At 51.2% G+C, this 24,602-nt stretch carries 26 protein-coding genes; 11 read left to right on the top strand and 15 right to left on the bottom strand.

Annotated elements, in window-relative coordinates; translation table 11 throughout:
• The first annotated feature begins 129 nt into the window (after nt 1–129).
• The gene (gyrA, locus tag AWQ23_RS04285; RefSeq protein WP_062432905.1) at nt 130–2,703 is read left to right on the top strand and encodes a DNA gyrase subunit A; all 2,574 of its coding nucleotides are present in this window, start codon (nt 130–132) and stop codon (nt 2,701–2,703) included.
• Between the two features lie 165 nt (nt 2,704–2,868).
• Here the strand turns inward: gyrA and AWQ23_RS04280 are convergent, their stop codons facing one another.
• From AWQ23_RS04280 to hemE, 3 genes are all read right to left on the bottom strand, one after another.
• Complete coding sequence (locus tag AWQ23_RS04280) at nt 2,869–3,822, bottom strand: ABC transporter permease (protein WP_062436500.1); 954 nt, start codon at nt 3,820–3,822, stop codon at nt 2,869–2,871.
• A 19-nt stretch (nt 3,823–3,841) separates the two neighbouring features.
• The gene (locus tag AWQ23_RS04275; RefSeq protein WP_062432902.1) at nt 3,842–4,774 is read right to left on the bottom strand and encodes an isoaspartyl peptidase/L-asparaginase; all 933 of its coding nucleotides are present in this window, start codon (nt 4,772–4,774) and stop codon (nt 3,842–3,844) included.
• A 162-nt stretch (nt 4,775–4,936) separates the two neighbouring features.
• On the bottom strand, nt 4,937–5,989 hold the full coding sequence (gene hemE / locus AWQ23_RS04270; RefSeq protein ID WP_012306451.1) for a uroporphyrinogen decarboxylase: 1,053 nt from the start codon (nt 5,987–5,989) through the stop codon (nt 4,937–4,939).
• A 103-nt stretch (nt 5,990–6,092) separates the two neighbouring features.
• Between hemE and AWQ23_RS04265 the strand changes: the two genes are divergently transcribed.
• The 4 genes from AWQ23_RS04265 to AWQ23_RS16525 all read left to right on the top strand — a co-directional run bounded on the left by AWQ23_RS04265 (nt 6,093) and on the right by AWQ23_RS16525 (nt 8,876).
• Nucleotides 6,093–6,524, top strand: coding sequence for an FYDLN acid domain-containing protein (locus AWQ23_RS04265; RefSeq protein WP_062432899.1), 432 nt, complete (start codon nt 6,093–6,095; stop codon nt 6,522–6,524).
• A 48-nt stretch (nt 6,525–6,572) separates the two neighbouring features.
• The gene (locus tag AWQ23_RS04260; RefSeq protein WP_062432896.1) at nt 6,573–8,342 is read left to right on the top strand and encodes an ABC transporter ATP-binding protein; all 1,770 of its coding nucleotides are present in this window, start codon (nt 6,573–6,575) and stop codon (nt 8,340–8,342) included.
• A 74-nt stretch (nt 8,343–8,416) separates the two neighbouring features.
• A complete protein-coding gene (locus AWQ23_RS04255) occupies nt 8,417–8,638 on the top strand; it encodes a hypothetical protein (protein ID WP_062436498.1) in 222 nt (73 codons plus the stop codon).
• Nucleotides 8,616–8,876 (top strand): hypothetical protein, encoded by a 261-nt coding sequence (locus AWQ23_RS16525; protein ID WP_030007586.1) that lies wholly within the window; start codon nt 8,616–8,618, stop codon nt 8,874–8,876. Before AWQ23_RS04255 ends, AWQ23_RS16525 begins: the two co-directional genes overlap by 23 nt.
• A 10-nt stretch (nt 8,877–8,886) precedes the next feature.
• Here AWQ23_RS16525 and dxr read toward each other — a convergent pair whose 3' ends face one another.
• Nucleotides 8,887–10,065, bottom strand: a complete 1,179-nt coding sequence (gene dxr / locus AWQ23_RS04245; protein WP_012306446.1) for a 1-deoxy-D-xylulose-5-phosphate reductoisomerase — start codon at nt 10,063–10,065, stop codon at nt 8,887–8,889.
• Between the two features lie 68 nt (nt 10,066–10,133).
• Nucleotides 10,134–10,772 (bottom strand): class I SAM-dependent methyltransferase, encoded by a 639-nt coding sequence (locus AWQ23_RS04240; protein ID WP_062432893.1) that lies wholly within the window; start codon nt 10,770–10,772, stop codon nt 10,134–10,136.
• Nucleotides 10,773–10,883: 111 nt separating this feature from the next.
• Between AWQ23_RS04240 and dacB the strand changes: the two genes are divergently transcribed.
• On the top strand, nt 10,884–12,356 hold the full coding sequence (gene dacB / locus AWQ23_RS04235) for a D-alanyl-D-alanine carboxypeptidase/D-alanyl-D-alanine-endopeptidase (RefSeq protein WP_062432890.1): 1,473 nt from the start codon (nt 10,884–10,886) through the stop codon (nt 12,354–12,356).
• 59 nt (nt 12,357–12,415) lie between these two features.
• On the top strand, nt 12,416–12,988 hold the full coding sequence (locus AWQ23_RS04230) for a hypothetical protein (RefSeq protein ID WP_062432887.1): 573 nt from the start codon (nt 12,416–12,418) through the stop codon (nt 12,986–12,988).
• An 84-nt stretch (nt 12,989–13,072) separates the two neighbouring features.
• On the opposite strand, the gene ndk is transcribed toward AWQ23_RS04230, so the two are convergent.
• The 3 genes from ndk to AWQ23_RS04215 form a co-directional block, all read right to left on the bottom strand.
• Nucleotides 13,073–13,522, bottom strand: a complete 450-nt coding sequence (gene ndk, locus AWQ23_RS04225; protein ID WP_030007591.1) for a nucleoside-diphosphate kinase — start codon at nt 13,520–13,522, stop codon at nt 13,073–13,075.
• Between the two features lie 99 nt (nt 13,523–13,621).
• Nucleotides 13,622–14,230, bottom strand: a complete 609-nt coding sequence (locus tag AWQ23_RS04220) for a PspA/IM30 family protein (RefSeq protein ID WP_062432884.1) — start codon at nt 14,228–14,230, stop codon at nt 13,622–13,624.
• 67 nt (nt 14,231–14,297) lie between these two features.
• Nucleotides 14,298–15,299, bottom strand: a complete 1,002-nt coding sequence (locus AWQ23_RS04215) for a hypothetical protein (protein ID WP_062432882.1) — start codon at nt 15,297–15,299, stop codon at nt 14,298–14,300.
• A gap of 399 nt (nt 15,300–15,698) precedes the next feature.
• Here AWQ23_RS04215 and AWQ23_RS04210 point away from each other — a divergent pair, with 399 nt between their 5' ends.
• Both AWQ23_RS04210 and AWQ23_RS04205 read left to right on the top strand, forming a co-directional pair.
• Nucleotides 15,699–16,445: a phycobilisome rod-core linker polypeptide gene (locus tag AWQ23_RS04210; protein WP_030007594.1), complete on the top strand. Its 747-nt coding sequence runs from the start codon at nt 15,699–15,701 to the stop codon at nt 16,443–16,445.
• A gap of 260 nt (nt 16,446–16,705) precedes the next feature.
• The gene (locus tag AWQ23_RS04205; RefSeq protein ID WP_062432879.1) at nt 16,706–17,449 is read left to right on the top strand and encodes a TIGR01548 family HAD-type hydrolase; all 744 of its coding nucleotides are present in this window, start codon (nt 16,706–16,708) and stop codon (nt 17,447–17,449) included.
• 216 nt (nt 17,450–17,665) lie between these two features.
• Here AWQ23_RS04205 and psbN read toward each other — a convergent pair whose 3' ends face one another.
• Complete coding sequence (gene psbN, locus AWQ23_RS04200; RefSeq protein ID WP_012306437.1) at nt 17,666–17,797, bottom strand: photosystem II reaction center protein PsbN; 132 nt, start codon at nt 17,795–17,797, stop codon at nt 17,666–17,668.
• 80 nt (nt 17,798–17,877) lie between these two features.
• Between psbN and psbH the strand changes: the two genes are divergently transcribed.
• Nucleotides 17,878–18,081, top strand: a complete 204-nt coding sequence (gene psbH, locus AWQ23_RS04195; RefSeq protein ID WP_012306436.1) for a photosystem II reaction center phosphoprotein PsbH — start codon at nt 17,878–17,880, stop codon at nt 18,079–18,081.
• A gap of 76 nt (nt 18,082–18,157) precedes the next feature.
• Here psbH and AWQ23_RS04190 read toward each other — a convergent pair whose 3' ends face one another.
• From AWQ23_RS04190 to AWQ23_RS04180, 4 genes are all read right to left on the bottom strand, one after another.
• Nucleotides 18,158–20,398: a serine/threonine-protein kinase gene (locus AWQ23_RS04190; protein ID WP_232308956.1), complete on the bottom strand. Its 2,241-nt coding sequence runs from the start codon at nt 20,396–20,398 to the stop codon at nt 18,158–18,160.
• A 123-nt stretch (nt 20,399–20,521) separates the two neighbouring features.
• Nucleotides 20,522–22,198: a DUF3352 domain-containing protein gene (locus tag AWQ23_RS04185; protein ID WP_062432875.1), complete on the bottom strand. Its 1,677-nt coding sequence runs from the start codon at nt 22,196–22,198 to the stop codon at nt 20,522–20,524.
• A gap of 75 nt (nt 22,199–22,273) precedes the next feature.
• Nucleotides 22,274–22,453 carry a hypothetical protein gene (locus AWQ23_RS15715; protein ID WP_065716088.1) on the bottom strand — a complete coding sequence of 60 codons (180 nt, stop codon included), beginning with the start codon at nt 22,451–22,453 and terminating at the stop codon, nt 22,274–22,276.
• Nucleotides 22,454–22,497: 44 nt separating this feature from the next.
• A complete protein-coding gene (locus AWQ23_RS04180; protein WP_062432872.1) occupies nt 22,498–23,166 on the bottom strand; it encodes a class I SAM-dependent methyltransferase in 669 nt (222 codons plus the stop codon).
• A 96-nt stretch (nt 23,167–23,262) separates the two neighbouring features.
• On the opposite strand from AWQ23_RS04180, the gene AWQ23_RS04175 reads away from it, so the two are divergent.
• Entirely contained in the window at nt 23,263–23,757 is a 495-nt protein-coding gene (locus tag AWQ23_RS04175; protein ID WP_062432869.1) for a hypothetical protein, read from the top strand.
• A gap of 21 nt (nt 23,758–23,778) precedes the next feature.
• Here the strand turns inward: AWQ23_RS04175 and AWQ23_RS04170 are convergent, their stop codons facing one another.
• Together AWQ23_RS04170 and AWQ23_RS04165 are read right to left on the bottom strand one after the other, a co-directional pair.
• Entirely contained in the window at nt 23,779–24,204 is a 426-nt protein-coding gene (locus tag AWQ23_RS04170; protein WP_012306431.1) for a ferredoxin, read from the bottom strand.
• Nucleotides 24,205–24,207: 3 nt separating this feature from the next.
• Entirely contained in the window at nt 24,208–24,591 is a 384-nt protein-coding gene (locus AWQ23_RS04165) for a DUF1257 domain-containing protein (protein ID WP_012306430.1), read from the bottom strand.
• Nucleotides 24,592–24,602: the final 11 nt, after the last annotated feature.

Raw genomic sequence — 24,602 nt, 5'->3', positions numbered from 1 at the left:
CCCCAAAGACTGTGGTAAAATAGGAGTCTATTTGACCGAAAAAATCCAGTTAAAAAACGCAAAATAATCTTCCTTAACGTCTTTTTCTCTGGTTTTTAACCTTTTTTGACCTAGCGGAGCCGAAATCCTATGACCTCCCCCCAGGAGCGCATTATTCCCACCGATTTAAGCAATGAAATGTCACGCTCGTACCTAGAGTACGCTATGAGTGTGATTGTGGGGCGGGCGTTACCCGATGCACGGGATGGCTTAAAACCCGTACACCGTCGTATTTTGTATGCGATGTATGAATTGGGTTTGACCCCAGATCGCCCTTTCCGGAAATGTGCCCGGGTCGTGGGGGAAGTCCTCGGTAAATATCACCCCCACGGGGATACGGCAGTCTATGATGCCCTGGTGCGCATGGCCCAGGATTTCTCCATGCGAGACCCGCTGATCAATGGCCACGGTAATTTTGGCTCCATTGATAACGACCCAGCGGCGGCCATGCGTTACACCGAATGTCGGCTCCAGTCTTTAGCGACCAACGCCCTGCTGCGGGATATCGAATCAGAAACCGTTGACTTTGCGGATAACTTCGATGGCTCCCAACAGGAACCCGTTGTTCTCCCTTCTCGGATTCCCCAGCTTTTGGTGAATGGTTCTTCGGGGATTGCGGTGGGGATGGCGACCAATATCCCGCCCCATAATCTTGGGGAAATTATTGATGGGGTGACGGCGCTGATCCACAATCCTGAGATCACAATCAAAGAATTAATGCAATTTGTCCCGGCCCCTGATTTTCCGACGGGGGCACAAATTCTCGGTCGTTCGGGGATTAAAGATGCTTACATGACAGGTCGGGGTTCGATCACGATGCGGGGAGTCGCAGAAATTGAAACGCTCCGCCAAAATGGCCGGGAAAAAGAAGCAATTATCGTCACCCAACTGCCCTACCAGACCAACAAAGCGGCGTTGATCGAACGTATTGCCGATATGGTCAACGATAAGAAAATTGATGGCATCTCTGATATCCGCGATGAAAGCGATCGCCAAGGGATGCGGATCGTCATCGAACTCAAGCGCGATGCTTATCCCCGTGTTGTTTTAAATAATCTGTATAAACATACGCCCCTCCAGGCCAATTTTGGCGCGAATATGCTGGCCCTGGTGAACGGCGAACCCCAACTGCTCAACCTGAAGCAATTCCTCCAGGTGTTCCTGGATTTCCGGGTGGAAGTAATTACCCGGCGCACCCGCTACGAACTGCGCAAGGCCCAGGAACGGGATCACATTCTCCAGGGATTACTCATTGCCCTCGATAATCTCGATGCGGTGATTCACTTGATTCGCCAGGCAGCGGATACGGCGATCGCCCGTCAGGGGTTGATGGACGGCTACAACCTCAGCCAAGCCCAGGCCGATGCCATTTTACAGATGCAATTGCGTCGCCTCACGGCCCTAGAAGCGGACAAAATCGACGCAGAACACCAGGATCTGTTGCTGAAGATTACGGATCTCGAAGATATCCTGGCGCGTCGGGAACGGGTTTACGCCATTATCGAAGCAGAGCTCACCGAAATTAAGACCATCCACCAGAGCGATCGCCGCACAGAATTGGTCTTGGATGACGGCGATCTCCAGGATATTGACCTAATTGCCAATGAGCAAGCGGCTATTTTGCTCACCGAACAAGGCTATATCAAACGCATGCCCGTAGCCACCTTTGACGCCCAAAACCGCGCCACTCGCGGCAAAGCCGCCACCAAAATGAAGGAAGACGATGGCGTCGATCACTTCCTCACCTGCTGCGATCACGACCATGTGCTGTTCTTTACGGAGCGCGGCGTCGTTTATTCTCTAAACGCTTACCAAATCCCCCAGAGTTCCCGCACGGCCAGAGGTTTACCGGCGATTCAACTGCTCCCCATCCCGAAGGATGAAAAAATTACAGCGATGCTGGCAGTGAGTGAGTTTACCGAGGATGAATACCTCGTCATGCTCACTCAAAACGGCTACATCAAAAAAACCGCCCTGTCTGCCTTTGCGAAGATTCGCTCGAACGGTCTAATTGCCATTTCCCTCGAAGATGGCGATGAACTCCGTTGGGTACGCCTCGCGCGACAGGAGGACAGCATCATCGTGGCCAGTAGTGAAGGAATGGCGATCCACTTCCAGGCTGACCATAATCAGTTACGTCCCTTGGGCCGCTCTACGAGAGGCGTGCGGGCGATGAAACTCAAATCCGATGATGACAAATTGGTAAGTATGGATATTGTGTCGTCTCAAATTACGGCGGCGATCGCCGCTGCGGATACAGCAGAAGACGAAGACGATAACGAAGAAGTCACCGAAAATGTTGACCAGGGGCCTTGGGTGATTGCCGTAACCACAAAAGGCTTCGGTAAGCGGGTGCCCGTGGGACGATTCCGCCTGCAAAACCGCGCTGGGGTGGGCCTCCGGGCGATCAAATTCAAGTCTAAGGCAGATCGGTTGGCTTCCCTGAGAATTGTCAATCCCGAAGATGAACTGATGCTCGTCACGGGGCGCGGCATTATGATCCGCCAAGCAGTGGAATCCATCTCACTCCAATCCCGCAGCGCCACCGGGGTCAGGGTGCAGCGCCTGGATGGGGATGATGCGATTGTGGCAGTGGCCCTAGTACCGCCCCCAGCAGAAGAAGATGGTTTAGAAACTGTGGATATGACTGCTGAAGAAGAATAAACTCCCCTTTAGTAACACTTCTCTAGCTTCCCTAGAGGAAAGAATTTTGTGGAGCTCGCCAGCACACCGGCAACTGTTTCTCCTCTTGAGAGGCGTCAGGGGAGTGTTAACTCAAGGAATAACACCCTCCGCCTACGGCACCTCCCTTAAGGGAGGATTTTTTTGTTACTTAATGCGAGGATCGAGGAAACGGTAACTTAGATCGGCGATCGCATTAAAGATCACCACCAAGGCCGCATAGATAATCGTGATGCCCATGATCACGGGGGTATCGTTGCGGTTAATGGATTCAATAAGCAGCGCACCGATCCCTGGCACCCGAAAAATTTGTTCTGTCACCAAGGCCCCCGTCACAATGCTCGGCACATCAATGGCAATCAGGGTGACAACGGGAATCAAAGCATTGCGCAAAATATGTTTGCGGAGCACGGCAAATTCCCCCAAGCCCTTGGCATAGGCCGTCCGCACATAATCCTGGGGCAACTCTTCGAGGATTGCATTGCGCACAAACCGGGTCAAAGTTGCCGTTTGGTACAACGCGAGGACGGTGATCGGCAGGATCGATTGCTGGATCTGCTGCCAAAAACTCTGAAAATCATTAACCACCAGGGTGCTGTTGTATAGCGAGGGGAGCCACTGCAATTTCACGCTAAAGACAATGATCGCTAGCAAACCTGTGAAAAAAGTCGGTAGGGAATACCCCAAGAAAGCAAAGGTGGTGGCCAGTTGATCCAAAAGAGAGTTGCGGCGCAGGGCAGAGATAATCCCCAGGGGTAAGGCGATCGCCACACTCAAACCGTAGGCAAGACCCACCACCCAGAGAGTCGTCGGCAGGCGTTGCCAAATCAGACCCAGCACAGGACTTTTACTGGTGAAAGAATAGCCCAAATTCCCCTGGCACAGCGCCCAGAGCCATTTGACATAACGAAGATAAAAGGGCTGATCCAGACCCAGCGATCGCCGGATATTTTCCCGCACCTCGGCCGTAATTGCCGGGTTATTTGCAAATTCACTGAGGGGGTCCCCTGGTGCCAAGGCCAAAATCGTGAAAATCACAAAACTAATGGCAAGCAATGTCCCCAGGGCGATCGCCAAACGTTTTAGAAGAGCACGTATCACCATCGGTCTCCCCTCTTCCCTAGAGACAACCGACCCCCGGTTCTAATTGCCATTCCAGAGTATCCCCCACAGCGGTGCCGTCGTGGTAGGCCGCCAAGAGCACTTCGCTGGTTTTTCCCCAGACAATATTCCCCTGGGCATCCAAGGCGATCGCCCCCAGATCCCGTTTATTTACCGTTGCTTCCTGGATTGATTTTTCCATGGCGGTTGGCAAACTTAAACCATCCGTGACTCGAATAACCACCTTCGCCGCAAGGCATTCGTCAATAATGTCTTCCCCAATGCCCGTGCAACTAACCCCAGCCACCTGGGTCGCATAATTTCCCGCAGGCATCGCCGAATCACTCACCCGACCAATCCGCTCTAAACCTTTCCCGCCCGTAGAGGTAGCCGCTGCAACCCGACCATTTTGGTCCAAAGCCACCACCCCAATGGTGCCGCGCCGCGCCATTTCATCCTCCGCAACAACCCCAGCCATACTACTGCGAAAATTTCCCTTACGTTCTTCCAGCCATTCTTCGAGGCGCAAATCGGTCAGAGGATCATGAATGGGGAGCTGTAGTACCCGCACCATCTCTGCCGCACCGACATCGGACAACACTCGATCATCTTCCGTTTGCAACGCCTGGGCCACTTCGATGGGATTTTTAATGCGGCCCACATTAATCACGCCGCTAAACCGTTGGGCCGTACCATCCATCAGGGAAGCGCTCATGCGAATTTGACCATCGGACTGGAGCACTGACCCTGTACCTGCATTAAACCGTGGTTCATCTTCTAAAAGTTTTGCCCCTAGGATAACGGCTTCCACAGCACTGCCGCCCTGTTCTAAGAAGTCATAAACCTCTTGAACAATCCTGTGGAGCGACTCCCGTACGGCGATTAAGCCTCCTTTTCCCTTGAGGGAACTGCCGGCCCCACCGTGAATAATGAGTTTTGGTTGCACTGTCATCCCGCTTGTTTCCCCAGAATTTTTAACTAAAAGCAAACGCTAGGAAATTCTATCGAGAAATGTCGGCCCTGCCTACGGTGTCAGCCCAATTCCCCAAAAAAAGCGCCCTAGGATTTGACTCTCCTAAAACGCTTTTTCTGAATGAAGGAATGGTTTTAAAACCTAGAGGAAACTCTGGACGTTCTTACAGGTTTCAAAGAAGAAGCGGACATTATCTTCAGGGGTGCCAACGAGAACACCGTGGCCGAGATTGAGAATATGTCCCCAATTGCCGGCTTTACGCACGGTGTCAATGATCCGCGCTTTGATGAAGTCCTGGGAACCAAACAGCACACCAGGATCGATATTGCCTTGGACTTTCATGTCTTTACCAAGGCGCTGGCGAGCATCGGCCATATCCACCGTCCAATCGACGCTGACGATATCGACACCAGATTTACCCATGCGTTCTAGGACACCGGCACTGCCACTGATGTACAGAATCAGCGGGAAGTCTGGGTATTTTGCTTTGACTTTGTCCACGACCCGTTTTTGATACGGCAGGGCAAACATATCGTAGTCTTGGGGACTGAGTTGGCCCGCCCAAGAGTCAAACATTTGGATCACCTGGGCTCCACATTCGATCTGGTAGCAAACATAATCGGCGATCGCATCGGCAATTTTTCCAAGGAAACTGTGCAACACAGCCGGCTCAGAAAAGGCCATATTTTTGATGATGGCGTAGTTCTTTGAACTCTTACCTTCAATGGCATAGGCCGCTAGCGTCCAGGGGGCACCGACAAATCCCAGTACCGTCGAGGCATTGCCCACTTCCTGGCGGAGGGTGCCAAGGATTGTTTTGATAAAAGGCAAGGATTCTGCCGGATCAAAGGGGGTCATGGCATCGACCTGGGCCTGGGTGCGGATCGGGTTTTCAATGATTGGCCCTTTGCTTTCGATGATGTCGAAGGGAATCCCCATCCCTGGTAGGGGAGTGAGAATATCCGAAAACATAATTACACCGTCAGGCTGGAATGCATGCCAAGGTTGGAGCGAAATTTCGATGGCGAGATCAGGATTTTCAGAACGTTCCCGGAAGCTCGGGTACTTCTCCCGCAGGTCGCGATAAATTTTCATGTAACGTCCGGCTTGACGCATCATCCAAACCGGTGTCCGCTCAACTTTTTCCCCCCGTGCAGCCCTCAATAAAAGAGGTGTATTATTGCTTTCCGACATGATTTATTAAAATAATTTTTGTGCATTTGTAAGCTTATCATCTCGGTTTGTGAAATAAACTTGAGGCACTATCGTAAGCAGTTAACAATTATTAAGAAATATTGTGAACGATCCTTTCTCTCGTAATATTCAATTCTCTTCTTCGGGCCTCGGCTGTTTTTTGACCTTTATCCTGATTGCGGCGTTACTGACTTCGGTGGGCCTCGGCTGGGTTGTCAACGGGTTTATTATTCTCATTCTGCTCATTCCCGTGGCGATCGCCTTGGGGGTGGTGGGCTTCCAGTGGTGGCTCAAGCGCAATTTGGTAGAGGCAGATTGTCCGGTTTGTGGCTATGAATTTACGGGTTTAAACAATTCCATGGCCCGCTGTCCTAGTTGCGGTGAAGTGGTGCAAATTACAGAAAAGAAATTCCAGCGCCAGACCCCAGAGGGGACGGTGGAGGTGGCCGCCGTGGAAGTGGACGGGCCGCAAGGGACGGATAACGCCGACGCTAAAACGGTAGATGTGCAGGTGCTAGAGCCGGGCGAAGATTAAACAGAACAGGTTATGATCTTTTGGGTATTGGCTTGATTTTCTTTGAGTATGTCCCATCCGCTAACCCGTTTATTCCGCTATGGTAGTCGCTACCGCAAACAGATCAATTTGGCGATCGCCTGTTCCGTTCTGAATAAACTCTTTGATCTGGCGCCTCCGGTGCTGATCGGGGTGGCAGTGGATACCGTGGTACAGCGGGACAACTCCTTTGTGGCCCAGTTTGGCGTCACCAGCATCATCGGTCAATTGGTCGTCATCGGCATTTTGTCTTTCCTAATCTGGAGTGCCGAGTCCATTTTTGAATATTTTTACCAACGTCTGTGGCGCAATTTAGCCCAAAAAATGCAACACAACCTCCGTCTCGATGGTTACGGCCATTTGCAGGAACTGGAGTTGGGCTACTTTGAAGAACGCAGCACCGGGGAACTATTGGCCCTGCTCAATGACGATGTGAACCAGTTGGAACGCTTTCTCGATGTGGGCGCCAACGAAATCTTGCAGGTGATCACGACGGTGATTTTGATTGGGGGCTTATTTTTCTACGCGACCCCCTCGGCGGCCTGGATGGCGATGGCGCCGATTCCGATCATCATCTGGGGTTCGGTGGCATTTCAGAAAAAATTGGCTCCCCGCTATGCCGATGTGCGCGAAAAGGTAGGGGTACTCAGCTCGCGCCTATCCAATAACCTCAGCGGCATCACGACCATTAAAAGCTTTACGACGGAGCATTACGAGCTAGAACGGCTCCGCTTTGACAGTGATGCTTATCTTCAAAGTAATGAGCGGGCGATCGCCTTAAGTGCCGCCTTTATCCCCTTAATCCGGATTGCGATTTTGGCTGGGTTTACGGCGATTCTCTTTTTCGGTGGATTGCAGGTGGAACAAGGAGCTTTGGCTGTGGGCACCTACAGTGTTTTGGTATTTATGACCCAGCGGTTGCTGTGGCCCCTAACCCGCCTGGGGCAAACGATGGATCTTTATCAACGGGCGATGGCTTCGAGTAACCGGGTCTTTAATCTCCTCGACACAGAAGTGCAAATTCGTTCTGGGGAGGTAGCCCTGCCCACCCATACGGTCAAAGGAGAGATCAAACTCAACAATATTTCCTTTGCCTACTTTGAGCGAGCGCCGGTTTTGCAAGATTTTTCCCTCCACATTCCTGCGGGGCAAACCATTGCGATTGTGGGGGCGACGGGTTCTGGGAAAAGTACGATTGTGAAATTGCTCCTGCGTTTCTACGAAATTAACCAGGGACAAATTACTGTCGATGGCCTTGATATTCGCGATATCTATCTCAAGGATTTGCGGCGCGCCATTGGTCTAGTGAGTCAGGATGTGTTTCTGTTCCATGGCACCGTGGCGGAAAATATTGCCTACGGGAACCCCGATGCAACTCTCCCGGAAATTATCCAGGCCGCAAAACTTGCGGAAGCCCACGATTTTATCGAAACTCTGCCCCAACGGTACGACACCATCGTCGGGGAACGGGGGCAAAAACTCTCCGGTGGTCAGCGGCAACGCTTGGCGATCGCCCGCGCCATTTTAAAAGATCCGCCCATCTTGATTTTGGACGAGGCTACCTCTGCTGTGGACAATGAAACCGAAGCGGCGATCGCCAAATCTCTCGAAAAAATCACCCAGCATCGCACCACCATTGCGATCGCCCACCGCCTTTCCACGATCCGCCATTCCGACTGCATTTATGTGATGGATCAAGGCAAAATTGTTGAACAAGGCACCCATGAACAACTCCTTGATCGGCAGGGTTTATACTACAGCCTCTGGCAAGTCCAAACCGGAGCACGTCTAGCAGTTTAACTTCCTTGGGTTTGGGTTTTAGTCGTTCTTTTTGACTTTTATATATTTAAAAAAATATGGAGATGTTGCCCAAAATGACTTCCCTAGTAGAAATTGAAGCCGCCATCAAAAATCTGTCTGAAAATGAAATTCGCCATCTCTCGGAATGGATTCAAGCTTATCTTGCTGAGCAGTGGGATCAGCAGCTTGAGATGGATTTCAATACAGGCAAGCTAGATCAACTGATTGCCAAAGCAGAGGCAGACATTACGAACAATCAGGTCAAAGATTTACATGCAGTCCTTCGCAACCTCTGAGTTCTGGAAAGCCTATAAAAAACTGCCACCAGAACTTCAGGAGAAGGCAAACAATACCTATCATTTGTGGCAAGCCAACCAAGATTATCCCTCCCTTCACTTTAAGAAAGTAGGCAAAAACCTATGGTCAATTCGGATTACCAATAATTATCGAGCTTTAGCCCTAAAAAAAGGGGATGATTACTATTGGTTTTGGATTGGCAACCATGCTGAGTACGAGCGTCTTATTAATTCGTGACAACGGTTAGCTAGGCCAATTGTGGCTGTAATTCAAGAACAGCTTGTCTGGCCCATTGATCTGCCTGCAAAATGTCGTCTAGGGTCGGGTTTGTCTTGTTGTCGTTTTGGTGGCGATCGCAAACCTTTTCGATGAGACGAGGGATATCGAGGAATTCAATTTTTTCTTCGAGGAAAAGGGCCACAGCTTGCTCATTCGCTGCATTTAAAACTGCTGGCATCGATCCCCCGGCCCGTCCCGCAGCATAGGCCAAATTCATGCAGGGATATTTATGGTGATCCGGTTCCCGGAAGGTAAGATCGCCGGCCTTCACGAGGTCAAATTGCTCCCAATCGGTGTGAATGCGTTCGGGGTAGGAGAGGGCATAGAGCAGGGGTAAGCGCATATCAGGCCAACCCAACTGGGCTAAAACCGAGGTATCTTGCAGCTCGATTAGGGAGTGGATGATGCTCTGGGGATGCACCACAATGTCGATGTCGTCGTAATCTTTACCAAAGAGATAATGGGCTTCGATCACCTCTAGACCCTTGTTCATCAGGGTAGCGGAGTCGATGGTAATTTTTTGCCCCATGGACCAGTTGGGATGTTTCAGGGCATCTTTGACAGTGACGGTGGCCAATTTTTCCACAGGCAGATCCCGGAAAGCGCCCCCGGAGGCCGTGAGAATAATCCGCTTTAAACCTCCTTCAGGCACCCCCTGGAGACATTGGAAGATCGCGGAATGTTCGGAGTCAGCGGGCAGTAGTTTCACGCCATATTTTTCGATTAAGGGTAAAACCACTGGCCCCCCAGCGATCAGGGTTTCTTTGTTAGCAAGAGCAATGTCTTTGCCGGCTTCGATCGCCGCAATGGTCGGTAAAAGTCCAGCACAGCCCACAATCCCCGTTACCACGCTTTCGGCATCACCATAACGGGCCACTTCGGCGATCGCCGCTTTGCCAGCGATGATTTGGGGTTGGTGTTCTAAATCTTGAAGGAGAGATTTTAGTTCGGGTAAAAGGCTTTCCTGGCTGGTGGCAACAATCTCTGGGTGGAACTCCCGCACCTGTTCGGCCAGCAGTTGAATGTTACGCCCAGCGGCCATCCCCACCACGCGGAATTTATCGGGGTGCGATCGCACAATATCGAGGGTTTGCGTCCCGATTGATCCGGTGGAACCAAGGATAGAGATGGCTTTAGCGTTGGTCATGATACTTGTTTGCGTGAACCCGTTTGTTGCAGACAATCATCTCATAATCGGGGCTTCGTGGGGACGACTTAAGGGGCGATCGCCGCTGGGATTTCCTCGCTTTTCTGGAAAATTGTGAGTAAAACGCCGAACATCAGATAATGGTGCGCCACGGTTTCCAGGCCAACCTGTTCCCCCATCGCTGTCCGTTCCGTCCGGGAATAGAAACGCAATCCCCCAGGCGAAAAGGGAAAACCATCCCCTTGGCACAATTCTCCTTTGCCATAATCCGCTAGATAAAATTGGCCACCCGGCTTGAGCACCCGCTGCACTTCCCCTAAAACCGTTTCGGGGTTCAGGTAATGTAAAAAACTAATGGTATTAAACGCTGCGTCAAAGGTATTCTCCGGAAAAGGTTGCGCCTCGGCATTCCCCTGGACAAAAGAAAGGCGATCGCCATGGATATTTTTCCGTTGGGCCTGAGTTAACATTTCTGGAGACAGATCCAACCCCACCCCCGTTAATTCTGGATAAAGCTTACCGAGTCGTTTAAATAATTTGCCCGTCCCACAACCTAGGTCGAGCACATGGCCATCTCTGGGGAAATCAGCATAGGTGAGTAACCGCCTATGGACGGCCTGGTAAAAGGGCGTGGTCAATAAAATGTCGTAATTTCTCGCCCAGCGGTCAAAAAAAGTCTGCTTCCGTTGAAAAAATTGTTCGCTCATGGAGATTTAGCCCAAGAAAACCACAAAGATCCTTTTCGCAGTGTACCGAAGCCCACCAAAAACGGCAGTATAGTAGGACAAATGCGCCCTGACCGTTGACGAGGAGAAAAAATGGGGAAAACACAATTTCAACCAGTAAGCCAGATCCTCGCCCTGGTAAGTTTAGCGACCCTGGCTTTTAGCCCCCAAAGTCTGGCCCAATCCCAAAAGACCTGCGATCTCTCTGGCACTATTTCTCAGATCCTCCAGCGTCCAGAACAGCAACAAACCCAGTGGGGCATTGCGATCCAAGATCCCCAGACTGATAGTTTCTTATTTGAGCACCAAGTCGACACTTTTTTTGTGCCAGCTTCTAACCAAAAACTCCTCACCACTGCCGCTGCCCTCACCGACTTAGGCGCAGACTACCAATTCCAGACGCCCATTTCCCTCGTTCGGCATATCCACGGAGAAGTTCGTTATTTGGTGATTGAAGGTCAAGGAGACCCGACCCTAACCACGACAAAGCTCCGCACCGCCCTCGAAGAACTTAAAAACCAAGGGATTACGGATGTGGGGGAGGTCATTATTATTGATAGTCCACCATCCCAAACGCCCCATCCCACTTGGGAATGGTCTGATTTACCCTGGTATTATGCAACGGCTGTAAATCAGCTTATTCTCAATGACAATGTTGTCACTGCCACTGTGACGCCCGGAGCCGTGGGGAGTCGCGCCCGTGTCACTTGGTCGGATGCGATCGCCGCCCGTCAATGGCAACTCGATCACCAACTTTTTACAACCCCAGAAGGCGCAACTATTCCCCCAGAACCTCGCCAAACCTATGGGACAAATAGCCTCACCCTCCGGGGAGAACTGGCTCCCGATGCACCACCCAGGCAATGGTTTTTATCGATTCCAAATCCTGGCCGCTATGCCCTCGAAACGGTGCAAACTATCCTGCGCAGTCAAAACATTAGCTTCAAAGGGGGACGGGTCATCAATACCGATATCCAGTCCCTACTCCCTGATCCACTCAACAAAGAAAGCCTCCTCTACAAAATTGAACCACTCACGGCGATCGCCTCTGATCCCCTGGCTGAAATCCTCAAAACCACCAACCAAGACAGCAATAACCTTTTTGCCGAAAGTCTCCTAAAAACCCTTACTGCCGCTGACCGAAACCCAGAAACAATCCTAGAATCTATTGGGGTCAATCCTGCCACCTACCGATTGCGGGACGGCTCTGGTCTTTCTCGCCATAACCTTGTCACTCCCATGGCCTTAATCCAGACCTTGGACGGTATGCTGACCCATCCCCAGGGGGAAACTTACCGGAATTCTTTGGCGATCGCCGGTCGCACAGGCACTCTCCAAAACCGCTTTCAAGATACCCCTATTGAAAACCAATTCTTTGGGAAAACAGGCACCATGACCCACGTTTCTGGCCTCTCTGGCTACCTCGATCTACCCGATGACAGCACCTTATTGGTCAGTATTTTGGCGAACCAAACCGGCCAATCGGCCCGAATTACCCGTCAAGCCATTGATGATGTTGTCGTCGCTGTCCATGATTGGCACTCCTGTTCCACGGCTCAGCCATAACCTCCGCTGTTGATCGAGTACAAGGCGAATATTCAATTTTTCCGATTCAAGTTGCAACAATGACCCCAGACGCCATCTCCGCTACCCTCACTGAATTTTTTCCCAACGCCAAAATTAACCACACAGACAACAAAACTTGGAAAGTACACAAATCCCAAGCTCGGTTTCACCTACTGGTGAGCCTGTCTAGTGATGGTCAAATGCTGCGGATCTTTGTACCTGTCGCGTCCCAGGACGACGCAGAACCCTATTATGGCCAGTTGCTCGAAAGTAACTTTAATGAAAATAAACTCGTCCGCTACGCCCTCAACCAGGGTTTACTTTGGGGCGTATTTAAATATCCCTTAGAACAACTTGACACCGCCATTTTCCAACAGGTGTTAACGGAAATGGTGGCCTTACACCAACAAAATCTCAGTCCCTTTTTTAATCAACTGGCCGAAGATAAAGTGCGAGAAATTATCCGTGCTGCCAAGTCCCAGGGGCAAAGTATCGAAAAGACGATGCAAACGATTACCCGGTTTTACCAAGAAGGAATTATGGGTGGTCTTGACCAAGAACCCAGGGAACAACAGCGGGCTTTATTGGCTTGGCAGCACCAATTAGAACGGCTCTGGGATGAAGAGGAATAGCCACGAAAAAACCCCGTTAGGGTTGAACGAGGTCTTGAAAAAATTAAATTGCCAAAATTTGCTTGGAAACCAAACAGATTGGGTTTATTCGTAGAGCCAAGCTTTGGTGGCGGGTTCCCAGTTGGCCAATTCAGATTCGGAGAACCAGAGGGCAATTTCACTGGCAGCGGTGTCGGGGCCATCGGAACCGTGGATCAGGTTACGGCCAATGTCCACACCAAAATCACCCCGGATCGTGCCGGGTTCTGCTTCGAGGGGGTTGGTGGCACCGATGATTTTCCGGGCGGCAGCGATCGCCCCTTTCCCTTCCCAGACCATGGCGACGACGGGGGCAGAAATAATGAATTCTACGAGGCTACCGAAGAACGGTCTTTCTCTGTGAACGCCGTAGTGCTGCTCTGCTAATTCGCGGGAAACAGAAACCAATTTTAGACCGACGAGCTTAAAGCCTTTTGCTTCAAAACGACGGATAACATCGCCGACCAAACCGCGCTGAACACCGTCCGGTTTAACCATTACAAATGTGCGTTCCACAGAATTCTCCTTTGGACATATACAAAACCACAGGTCAGCGTAACATAAGTTTTACCCTTCGTTGCGCCTAAAATGGAGTGGGCGATCGCCTTTATTTTTCTAAGAATTTTTTGGGTGATGCCGCTGACTTTTTTCTAGCTGACGGAATTGTGCTTCGAGGGGATCGATGAGATCGGTTTCTGCTTCCACTTGCCACAGGGACAATTCTAAATCGGCGATCGCCGCATCCAAGCTCCCCCCCATTAATTCTTGCTGGAGGGTTTGTAACTGCTGTTGGGCGATCGCCGTCCGTAACCGCGTCACATACCAATCTTTTTGGAGTTTAATGTGATTGATTTTGTCTTCGAGGGCCTCAAGATCGTGACGTACACCTCGGATAAAGGCTTGTTGTTCTTCCCGTTGCGCCTCCAGTTTCGTCAACATTTCCCCATAGGTTTGTCGTCGGGCGATCGCCGCTTTTGCTAAGGTTTCATCGCCACAATCCAGGGCCAATTTTACCCACTGCTGCCATCGCTGTACCATTGCCGCCATGGTTTTTCGGTGTCGTTCCCCCCGTTTAGCACTTGCCACCGCCTGGGCCACGGCCCGCCGCATTTGGATCATTTTTTTTTCCATGTCCCAGAGGGTCTGCTCCAGGATGTGCTCTGGATCAGCGGCAGGTTGCCACCATTGTTGAATGCCATCCCAGGTGCGCCGGAAAAAATTCATCGTGCCCAGTGTCCCGCTTACTGACGCGTTTCAACTACTAATCTAGCCCAGGGGGCGATCGCCTCGTTTAGGAAGCTGGCGACAGTTGATGGTAATAAACCTCCGCTGCAATTTTCTGGGCCTTAAATTGACGCATCAGATCATCGGCTTTGGCGGCTGAATCGACTTCTGCCATCTGAATAGCTTGGCCCACGGGGAACTGTCGCACAAAAGCTCCATCAACCACTGCTTTAGCACGCTCCAGGGCGCTAGGACTCGTATTTCGGAAAATCACGTAGTAATATCCCAATTTCAAACCATCGGGGGTGGCCAAAGGTGTCCCCGGAAAGCCCGGTACTGGCGCAAGGGGAGTTGCTGTCCCTTGATCTGGAGTCGGGGGGGGCGTTGTGGCACTGGTAGAAGCAGTGGCATCGGCTTCGGTATTTTCGGTGTCCGTGGGTACGCTGGGATCAATGATGCTGAGATTGTCTAGGCGCAATTCGATAAATTCTTGGGAGGCTAGATTAACGGTGCTAGAGGCCGCCGGTGTAGTGGTCTCTGGCGTTGTTGCCGTGGTCTGGGCAGGGGAGGATTCTGCGGCTGTTTCCGGGGCTGGGGTCGGGGTAAATAAATCGGGAACGGCGATCGCCAAAGCCACCAATCCACCCCCTAAAATGGCTGCTCCCAAAAAAGCAAGACCTAATTTCCAACGTGGCGTAGGCGGGGGAACAGGTTGGCTGCTGGCATCTAAACTTTTGAGGAGTTCCTCCGACGATTGCAGGTAATCTTCCGGGGGGGACGTGGGCTGCTCCCAGGGGGAAAGGGGGCCAGCAACGGCAGTAATTGTCTCGGTAGTGTCTGTTTCAGAAGCCTGTGCTGGTTGTTGGGCCATTAATTCGCCATCATCACCCTGATCAAGAGCTGCAGATCCCCCATCGAGGGGCGGTTCTGGACTCGGAGGCGGTGTGAATCGCTCGGATGGTGGCCGCTGTTGTCGATAACGTTGCAATTCTCGGTCTAGATCTAGGTCTAAATTGTCTAAAGCAGCCTGAAAGCTAGCATTTGCGGCGTTAGGGGGGGCTTGATTCATCCGAAAACTCCTACACTCTCAACGGAGGACAATCAATGGGATGGGGAAGGCGATCGCGGCTCAGTAACCCCACTGTCAAACTAAGGGGTTGGGAGACTCAACTTTCTCTAAAATACTGCATTTTTTTCGGCCGCCGTCAATTGTTCTAAATTGACCTTTTAGGGCCGGATCTTTTTTCCTTTTATCTTAAGGAAATGGCCTAGGCGATCGCCCCAGAATAGACCCTTGTTTAATCAAGTTTTGCCGAAAAAGCAAGCTACTGCGGCCCTAGGGCGCGGGAAATAAACGTTAACTTCTGTAATATTTTTTAATCTTTCCGAGGGATAGCCCCTGACTCCCTTATGCTAATCAGTAAGAAATTTTATTTTTTAAAGTCTTCTGATATAACGGAGGTCTGGTTTGACAATTCCTTTATTACAATACGCCCCCTCGAGCCAAAACACTCGGGTAGCAGGGTATACCGTCGGTGGCGACGAGCAGCCTTTTGTGTTTACAACCGATAACGTCATTAGCGATTCTGACTTTGACGTTCTCATCAACGCTGCCTATCGTCAAATTTTCTTCCACGCTTTTAAGTGCGATCGCCAACAGCTACTCGAATCCCAGTTGCGCAACGGTCAAATCACTGTCCGTGACTTCATTCGGGGTCTGTTGCTGTCGGAAACCTTCATCGATAGCTTCTATAACAAAAACAGTAACTATCGCTTTGTTGAGCAGTGTATCCAACGGGTACTCGGTCGCGATCCCTTCAGCGAACAGGAAAAAATTGCCTGGTCGATCGTGATCTGCACCAAGGGTCTAGCGGCCTTTGTTGACCAACTCCTCAACACTGATGAGTATATGGAAAACTTCGGCTATGACACGGTGCCCTACCAGCGCCGCCGTAGCCTCGCTAGCCGTGAGCAAGGTGAGACACCCTTTAACATCAAGTCTCCCCGTTACGATGCTTACTACCGCTCCCAGTTGGGCTTCCCCCAAGTGGTTTGGCAAAATGCAGTCCGTCGTTTCCGGACTCCCGACCGGGTGCCCCAAGCTGGCGATCCCGCTCTCTTCCTCAACATGGCGCGTTCTGCCCAGATTCCCAAAGTCAACGTTCGGGTTTCCGCCGCAGACATCAGCCTTGCCGCAGTGCCTTACCGCAACTAAGACGGACAACTTTTAGCACCCCATGGGGTGTTATTGTTTTGTTCTAAAAAATTGAATTACCGTCTTTAATCTTAGTTTGAGCAACTCCGTTTTGTTTGGACTGATATTAAGGGGCGGTAATTTTGTTGTGGGGTATTGAGCCTTTGCCCAAGCCCCAAAGAGAACAGAAAAAATCTGATTTTGTTTTCAGTCAAAGACTTGGGAAAATAGCAAACGAGACGATAAGTATAGCGATAGGTTTTGCAACAGAGGTGGTGACCATGGCGAAGGGGATTGTGATTTTTGATATCGACGGGGTGATTCGCGATGTGAGTCAGTCCTACCGGCGGGCGATCGCCGATACCGTTGAACATTACACCCAGGGGGAATATCGCCCCAGCAATAGTGAAATCGATAGTCTCAAGGCCGAGGCCATTTGGAATAACGATTGGAAAGCCTCCCAGGAACTGATCCGCCGTTGGGATGAGACGATTCCTGTCAATTTTAAAGAGCTCGTCGCTTTTTTCCAGCGCAAATACCGGGGTCACAATTTTGATGGGTATATCAACGATGAACCGTTGCTCGTCACCAAAGCCTATTTTGATGCCCTCACCGCTGCCGATATTGCCTGGGGCTTTTTTAGTGGTGCCATGCGGGGTTCTGCTGAACACGTACTACAAGGTCGTTTGGGCTTAGAAAATCCTGTGCTTATTGCCATGGAAGATGCCCCCGAAAAACCCGATCCCAAGGGATTACTCGCGGCGATCGCCCAACTCGAAGCCGCATCAGCTAAGACCCCCGTCGCCTACGTGGGAGATACCGCTGCTGATATGCGCACCATTACCAATGCCATCAGCCAGCAGCCCCAACGACGATGGCGAGCCATTGGGGTGATTCCGCCCCATGCCCAGACTGGTGACGACAAGGAGTATATGTATGCCTCTAACTTGCAGGATGTCGGGGCCAATATTGTTCTCCCAGGAGTGCAAGAGCTCTTACCTGAGGTTTTGTTACAACTATTTTGACGTTTTTAAAACCCAGAATTTCGAGCAATCCCCCAAGAAAAAACAGCCCGGAGGCTGCCTGATCAACTTATTTCAAGTGAGCTAGTTGAAGTGCGTCAGATTGTGACGGTATAAAAAGACATCTCAAAAAGGGTTTTATGATGACAGCGAGACTGGGGAGAAAGACAACCCAGGCAGAAGAACCATGGGGCTTGATGTTAAAGGGTAGCTGCCCGCTTAATCTTCATGATCTTCAAAGGGATCCTCAAGTTCTACCGAAGGAGGCCCGAAGGCTGTGTAAATCGAAAACCCTGTTACGGCGATCACAACCACCGCAATGCCGATGCTAAGAACTGTTGCAGAATCCATAGGTGTATCTCAGTTTATGATGACTCTTCCTCTATAATATTACGGAACATTACAAAAATCCTTTACGATACACGAATCCTATGGCACAGCGTACTCGGTTGGGAGATATTCTCAAGCCTTTGAATTCTGAATACGGTAAAGTCGCTCCCGGTTGGGGCACCACACCGCTCATGGGCGTCTTCATGGCGTTGTTTTTAGTATTCCTGCTTATTATTCTCCAGATCTACAATTCTTCTCTGATTCTCGAAGGTTTTGAAGTGGATTGGACTGCCCTTGGTTTCTAAGGATTTGCCAATCACCATTTTTGAAGCCATTTTTCTGCTGAGATCCGGGTCTACCCGGATTTTTTGTGGTCGGTCGCTATAACCAGGGCACAATTTCCCGCAGGGTATCCCGGAGCACTTCTTTCAGGCTATCGGCTCCTTCTTTCAAATCATCTTGGGCTTGTTCCCACTGGAGACGCTCCTGGGCATCCTGGCGATCGCCTAAAATATCTGGGTCATTGGGTTTGTACTGGAGTGCTTCGTCGTAGGCATTAATTGCGGCTTGGTACTGACCCGTCGCTTTGTAGGCATTCCCCAAACGCGCCCAAATATCTCCATCGGCATCGTCTAGGCGGAGGGTATTTTCGTAGGCGGTGATCGCCTCGGTGTAATTTTCAGAGTCATAGAGTAAATTTCCTAGACTGCGCCAACTGGGACGATCATCGCTATTTAGGGCAACGACACGTTGGTAGGCATCGATGGCCGTGGGGCGATCGCCATTTTGTTCTGCGTTCCAGGCGAGGTGATACCAGGCCCGGTCATTGTTAGGTTCGAGGCGAGTGACATTGGCAAAGGCATCCTGGGCTTCGGTGTAATTGCGGAGATTTTCCTGGGCCATGCCGAGGCTATACCAGGCGGGAGCGCGGTCTGGCTCCAGTTCTACCACCCGGATATAGGCATCTTTGGCGTCCCGGTACCGTTGCAGTTTGCTATAGCTGTTGCCCTGCTGGTACCAAATATCGGCGTTCCGGTCGTCAAGTTTGAGGGCCTGCTGGTAGGCGGCGATCGCCGCATTATATTCGGCACGGTTGTGGTGGATCCAGCCCTTCTCAAACCAGGCCCAGACCTGCTGGGAATCCAACCTGAGAAACGCATCGAGACTACTAAGGGCGGCATCGGTTTCTTCGCGACGGAGATGAAGTCGCGCCTTTGCTTCCCAAACCACCGCTTGCCGGGCATCTTCTTGAATAGCGCGGTCGAGAAAGGTTAGGGCTTGGTCGTCCTGTTGGCGATCGCTGGCGATTTTACCTTTGCCCCACCAAGCTTCCCAACGGCGGGGATTGACCTCTAATAGCTGATCATAGGCCCCTAAAGCCGCGTCAAATCGTTCGAGGGATTGGAGGACTTGGGCCTTTCCCAAAAGCGCTCCTTCATGGTCTGGGACAGTCTGCAAAATTTCTTGGTATTGGGCGAGGGCCTGCTCCAGTTGATTTTGAGATTGGGATAGTTGGGCCTGTTCGTATTGGGCCATCAAAGCTTGGCGCTCTGACCACCACCGCCATCCTGCATGAACGCCCAGGCCAGTGCCCACCAACGCCGCTAAGCCAACACCGAGGAGGGCGGCCTTGATCGCCTGGTGATTAACGCTCAAACGCTGGTATTGCTGGGAAACGACCGTTGAGAGGTAGTTGAGGGGGGCGATCGCCGTTTGTTTAATGTGTTGAATGCTGCCCGTTACGGGTGACAAAACATGGGTGCTCGTTTGCGGTTTCTGCGTCTCCTGGGCCGCCAATGGCTGCAAGGCTTGTTGGGCTTCTGTGGCTGTCCCAAAGCGATCGCGCCAATTATGGTGCACCATCTTAGAGAGAAAGTGCCTGACCTCTGCTGGGATTTCCACTTGATCCTGCCATTGCACTTCCCCGGTTTGGGCATCGAGGGGAATTTTGTCGGGGGCGGTACCCGTCAGAGCCGTAATCGCAATCATCCCCGCCGCATAGAGGTCGCTACAGTAACGGGGATAGCCCTGAATCTGCTCTAGGGGCATATAGCCTTGGGTGCCGATGGCGATGGTGGGGCGACCGGAAGTAGTCGCAAATTGATGGGTGACTTGTTTAACCGCACCAAAATCAATGAGGCAGAGTTTTTGATCGGCTTGGCGGCGAATAAGGTTACTGGGGTTGAGATCCCGGTGAATTACCTGGTGCTCGTGGACAAAAACCAACAATTCCAGGATTTCTTGGACAAGGGCGATCGCCCCTGCCGGAGGACAAGGAGAGAGCTGCTGTAGTTCTTCCCAGAGACTTTGTCCTTCGATATATTCTTCGACTAAATAAAACTCTTGGCCTTCCTCAAAATAAGCCAGTAACTGGGGAATTTGCGGATGCTGACCCAATTCATCGAGAATTTTTGCCTCGGTTTCAAACAAACGCCGGGCCGTTGCTAAGGTTTCTGCGTCGGTGGTTTGGGGCTTGAGGAGCTTCACCACACAGATGGGCCGCTTTGGGCGATCGCGGTCTTCTGCTAAAAAAGTCGCCCCAAATCCTCCCTGGGCCAGAGACCGGAGAATATGGTAACGTCCGCGCAGGGTGTGTCCGGGGGCCAATAGGGAAGCAGTCATCGGCAGCGGGGAAATAAAAGCAACAGATTAAAATCGCAGGGGCAAAGGTTACCGGAGGACAAAATTTTCAAAAAGATCACCTTGTTCCATAGTAATCGGGACTTTCACAAATCGGGGGCCGTCTCAATTTTGTAAACGATTGGGGGAGAGGTTGAAAAATAGGGTTGATCGCCGAATATCTTGGGTACTGCCGGCACTGGTGAGGGTAAAGGCGCGGAGATGGTTAAAGAAGGGTTTGGCCACATAATCGACCACCCGCAGGATCGGCACTTGGGTTTTGAACAGTTGGGAACCTTGACGCCAATCGGCAAAAAGATAGCCGCTGTTTTCGGGAGGCAGTTGGGCAATGCTGGTCTGGAAATCTTTGTTTTTCAGGAGCGATCGCCCGGTATTAGCTTGGATCGCCCGGCTGAGGGTTTTTACAGAAGTGGCAAAGAGTTCGTACTCGTCAACGCTGAGGTGCGCCCCCCGGACATCGGCATTGAGTTGTACCAGTTCATCTTGGTCTTGGGTATCGATGGCTGTCCAGGCAGTGACGCGGCGATCGCCCAAGGGTAAACGCCCCACACTCAAGCCTTTTTCCTGGGCCAAGCTATCAAAATGTTCAATGACAGGATCGAGGTTGACCTCCGGTTGTCGTTCCGCCACAAAGAGCCATTCCACATCATTGCGTTCGGCATCGGGGACGAGGGCCAGGGCATATTCCCCAGAAATCCACGCAAAAATATCTTCGGGGAGGTCAATGCCCAGGGGATCTTGGATTGCGGCGACCGCCTGTTGCAAGATCTGGGATAAGGGACTTTTCGGATTTAACCCCGTGGTCGCTTCTCCCCAGAGGGCCTTTAAATCTCGCCCAGCCACGGCAAGCATCGCTTCCTGGGGAATGTAGTTAAGGACATGGGTCGGTGCAGTGGTCGCCCCTGGCATCAGGCTAGGTTCCGTGTCCCCAATCAAAGCCGTTTCCGCTACTAACCCCTCTGGATGAAGACCGATGGCGATCGCCAAACGTTGTTCGAGGGTCGGTTCCTCTGGGGTCGGATCGTTGGCAATCCAAGCGCTGAGGGCGGGTAAATTTGCCACCATCACGCCGATATGCTTCCGGTCAATGGTTTCTAGGGCTTCTGTATATTGCGGGTCGTGGCTCAAATTCAAATCTGGCACCTGCACCGTATTAATCGCACTGCGCAGCACCTTTGCTTCGTTGGCAAACAGTACATAATTACCCACAATCGCACTGGCAAACCGATGGCTGTCCGCCTGGGGAATGACTAAATTGACCCCCTTGTATTGATCAAACGTCAAACCCGCTTCCGGGGCGATCGCCTGTTCCGTATAAGAAAGCTGTAAAAATTCCTTGGCTAAGGCCTGATCCCGTGCTTCCACCACCAATAAATAACCCGGTTGCACCCCATTACTCGGATCGCGATCCACATCTAAGGTAGTCACTGCCAAGCTCAACTCGTCCCCCAGCCACGGTTCAATTTGCTTGCTGTAATCTAGCCCCGTCGCACTGAGCAAACTTGTTTTCACCTGTTGTAATTCCGTGAGCGTCGCCCGCCGTTTACCCCAAGGGGTTTGCACGAGGCCCAGGGCGGCTAATTTCTCTGGATTCACCACTAGCGAAAGCATCAATGGCGCTTGCCGGGGAACAAACAAGGCTGCTGCCGGATTGCGCGCCACCCCACCTTGCAACCAAGGTAAGGGACTCTGTTTAAAAATAGCGAACCAACTGCCTAGCCCCACCGAGAGCAGAAGCACCACCAGAAGACCGAGATACACAAAAAAGGAACGAGATTTCATGGGCTGCCTAGAAACGCACGGCATTCATTATCCCATTGTGCTGGGAGGATCGAAAATTCCCGACCGCGAAAAGGTTTATTTACGTTTCTTCGCCTTCCAGGTGCCGCCGTAGCGATAGTTAGGATTATTGGTTGCTAACTCGCGCCGACAATCAGGGCAAACCAACACCCACTGCTCACTCGCATCATATTGAATTCGGTAACGAACTGCCGCAATGGTTTGGCAATAATCACAGTTTTTCTCTCGAATACGCATGACTCAGAACTGAGGCTAAAAAATTTATTCCTTGTTGCATGGCGTTAAGGCTGGGGAAAAATCAGCGTCCAATGACGTTCTGAAGATTGATAAACTTGGGCCTTGGTTAAGCCCGCTTCAGTGGCGATCGCCTCAATTTCAGGCACCGTAAACGCCGCATGGAGCGAATCCCAGAATAATTGACGTTGACGCGCATCAAAACCTGGCCCCTCGGCAGCAGCAACGATCTGGTCAATGGCGGCGGTGCTATCGGGACGAAATAAATCCCGCACGATAATGTTTCCCTGGGGTTTGAGGAGACGGCGCATTTCCTGAAAACAGGGCAACGGATCAGGTAAATGGTGAATCAGGCTATTGGAAATAATCACATCAAAGCTTTGGCCGGGCCAGGGCAAATTTTTCACATCGGCATAAACCAACTCGATTTGTGCTGTTAAACCTGCGGCCACAACGTTTTTTTGTCCTAGGGCGAGCATCGACTGCGCTAAATCGGTGCCTTTAATCTGCCATTGGGGGCGCTGTTGCCCTAACAAAATCGGAATTTGTGCTGTCCCTGTGCCTAAATCTAAAACCAAAGCGGTTTCTTGGGGGTAAGTCGTAACCACGAGATCCGCAAAATCTTGATTCACCGCCCGAAAGTCCATCGCATCGTAGGCGATCGCCTCGGCGGGATCGTCCATCACTTCCGGTTCTAAAATTCTTGTTAGCGCCATCTTTCGTTTATTCCTGAAAAAATATCTCCGGATTGATCTGATTGTCTAATGTCCTAAAAAATTCGCTACACTGCCGATGTTGAGTGTTCGTCTGTAATGTCCTTGTTCTCGCCCTTTCGTCTGATTTCTCTCATCGGTTGCACCAGTCTTTTGAGCCTTGGCGCTTGCCAAAGGATTGACCCGGCTCTCTACGACTGTCAAAAACTTTTGGCGCAAATTCAAAGCACTGTCACGGAAGCCCAGACCCTTGTCCAGAACGAACCAACGGCAGAAGCTCCCCAAACTTTTAATTTTGAGCGTTGGCTCCAGGCGGCCGATTCCCTAAAGATGGGGGCCGAGGCGATCGCCCAACTGCGCTTACGGGATAGCCAGATGAAAACCTACCAAACGCAAATTAGCGACATTTATCAACGTCAGGCCGAAGCCACCTATGCCATGGTAAAAGCGCGCCAGGACAAAGACCTAGAAGCTGCCCAAACAGCCCAGTCCCTGAGCCAGACCGCAGGCACCGAAGAACAAACCATCGGCCAAGCCCTTAATGATTATTGCCAAGCCAAATATCAAGCTGTCACTGCTACAGAAGACCCATAAGCCAAGCAAAATTTAAAATGCTTAGGGTTTCCGGGAGGGTTTAGGTTTGCGGGCGATCGCCTGACCTGCCCCATCCTGGGGAAAACCGAGGGGCCGAATCACCTGGTTTTTCCTGGCTGCTTCTTTGGCCTTTAGTTCCGTGTAATCTAGCCAATGAATGCAGTCCACCGGACAGGTATCAATCGCCTCTTGGACAATTTCCTCCGCATCTCCATCCTGGCGATAGGCCCGGGCGCGGCCATGTTCTTCTTCGATATAAAAGGTATTCGGTGCTGTATGGGCGCAATGCTTGCAACCAATGCAGGTGGTTTCATCCACATACACCCCTTTTTGGCGCAGCAGGCCACCTAGTTCCGGTTCAAACCCAGATCGTTCTGTGTCATTTCTTAAAAAGCCCCCCAACTCCGGCTCAAAACCAGACCGCTGGGGGGAATTTTCAAAAGTCATACCTTAGCTCCAGCGCTGGACGACGAGGCGAATCGAGCCATCTTCGTTTTTCTGCTGTTCACTGACTTGAAAGCCTTGTTTGTTGGTTTCGTTGAGGATGGTGTGGTAGGCATAGCCCTGGGTGAGACGTTGGAGGAAGCCATCAACGGTTAGGGGTTGCTGCCAGTATTGCAAATCCGCGACGAGTTCATATTCATGGCCATTCCAGCTAAAGCCGATGTCGTAGTCATTGTTCTGTTGGATGACAACTTCAGCGGTGCGGCGATCGCCTTTATAACCCCGCACAGCACTGGGGCCTTCTTTCCACTCAATGTCCATGTCCTTGAGGGCAGACTTGAGGGAAGTCAAATTACGGATTTTGGTTTTGATATTGCTGAAATGAGACATAGGATTTAACG

Source organism: Picosynechococcus sp. PCC 73109 (genome assembly GCF_001521855.1).
In the GTDB taxonomy this organism is placed as follows: domain Bacteria; phylum Cyanobacteriota; class Cyanobacteriia; order Cyanobacteriales; family MRBY01; genus MRBY01.
This window is presented reverse-complemented; position numbering and strand designations above follow the sequence as displayed.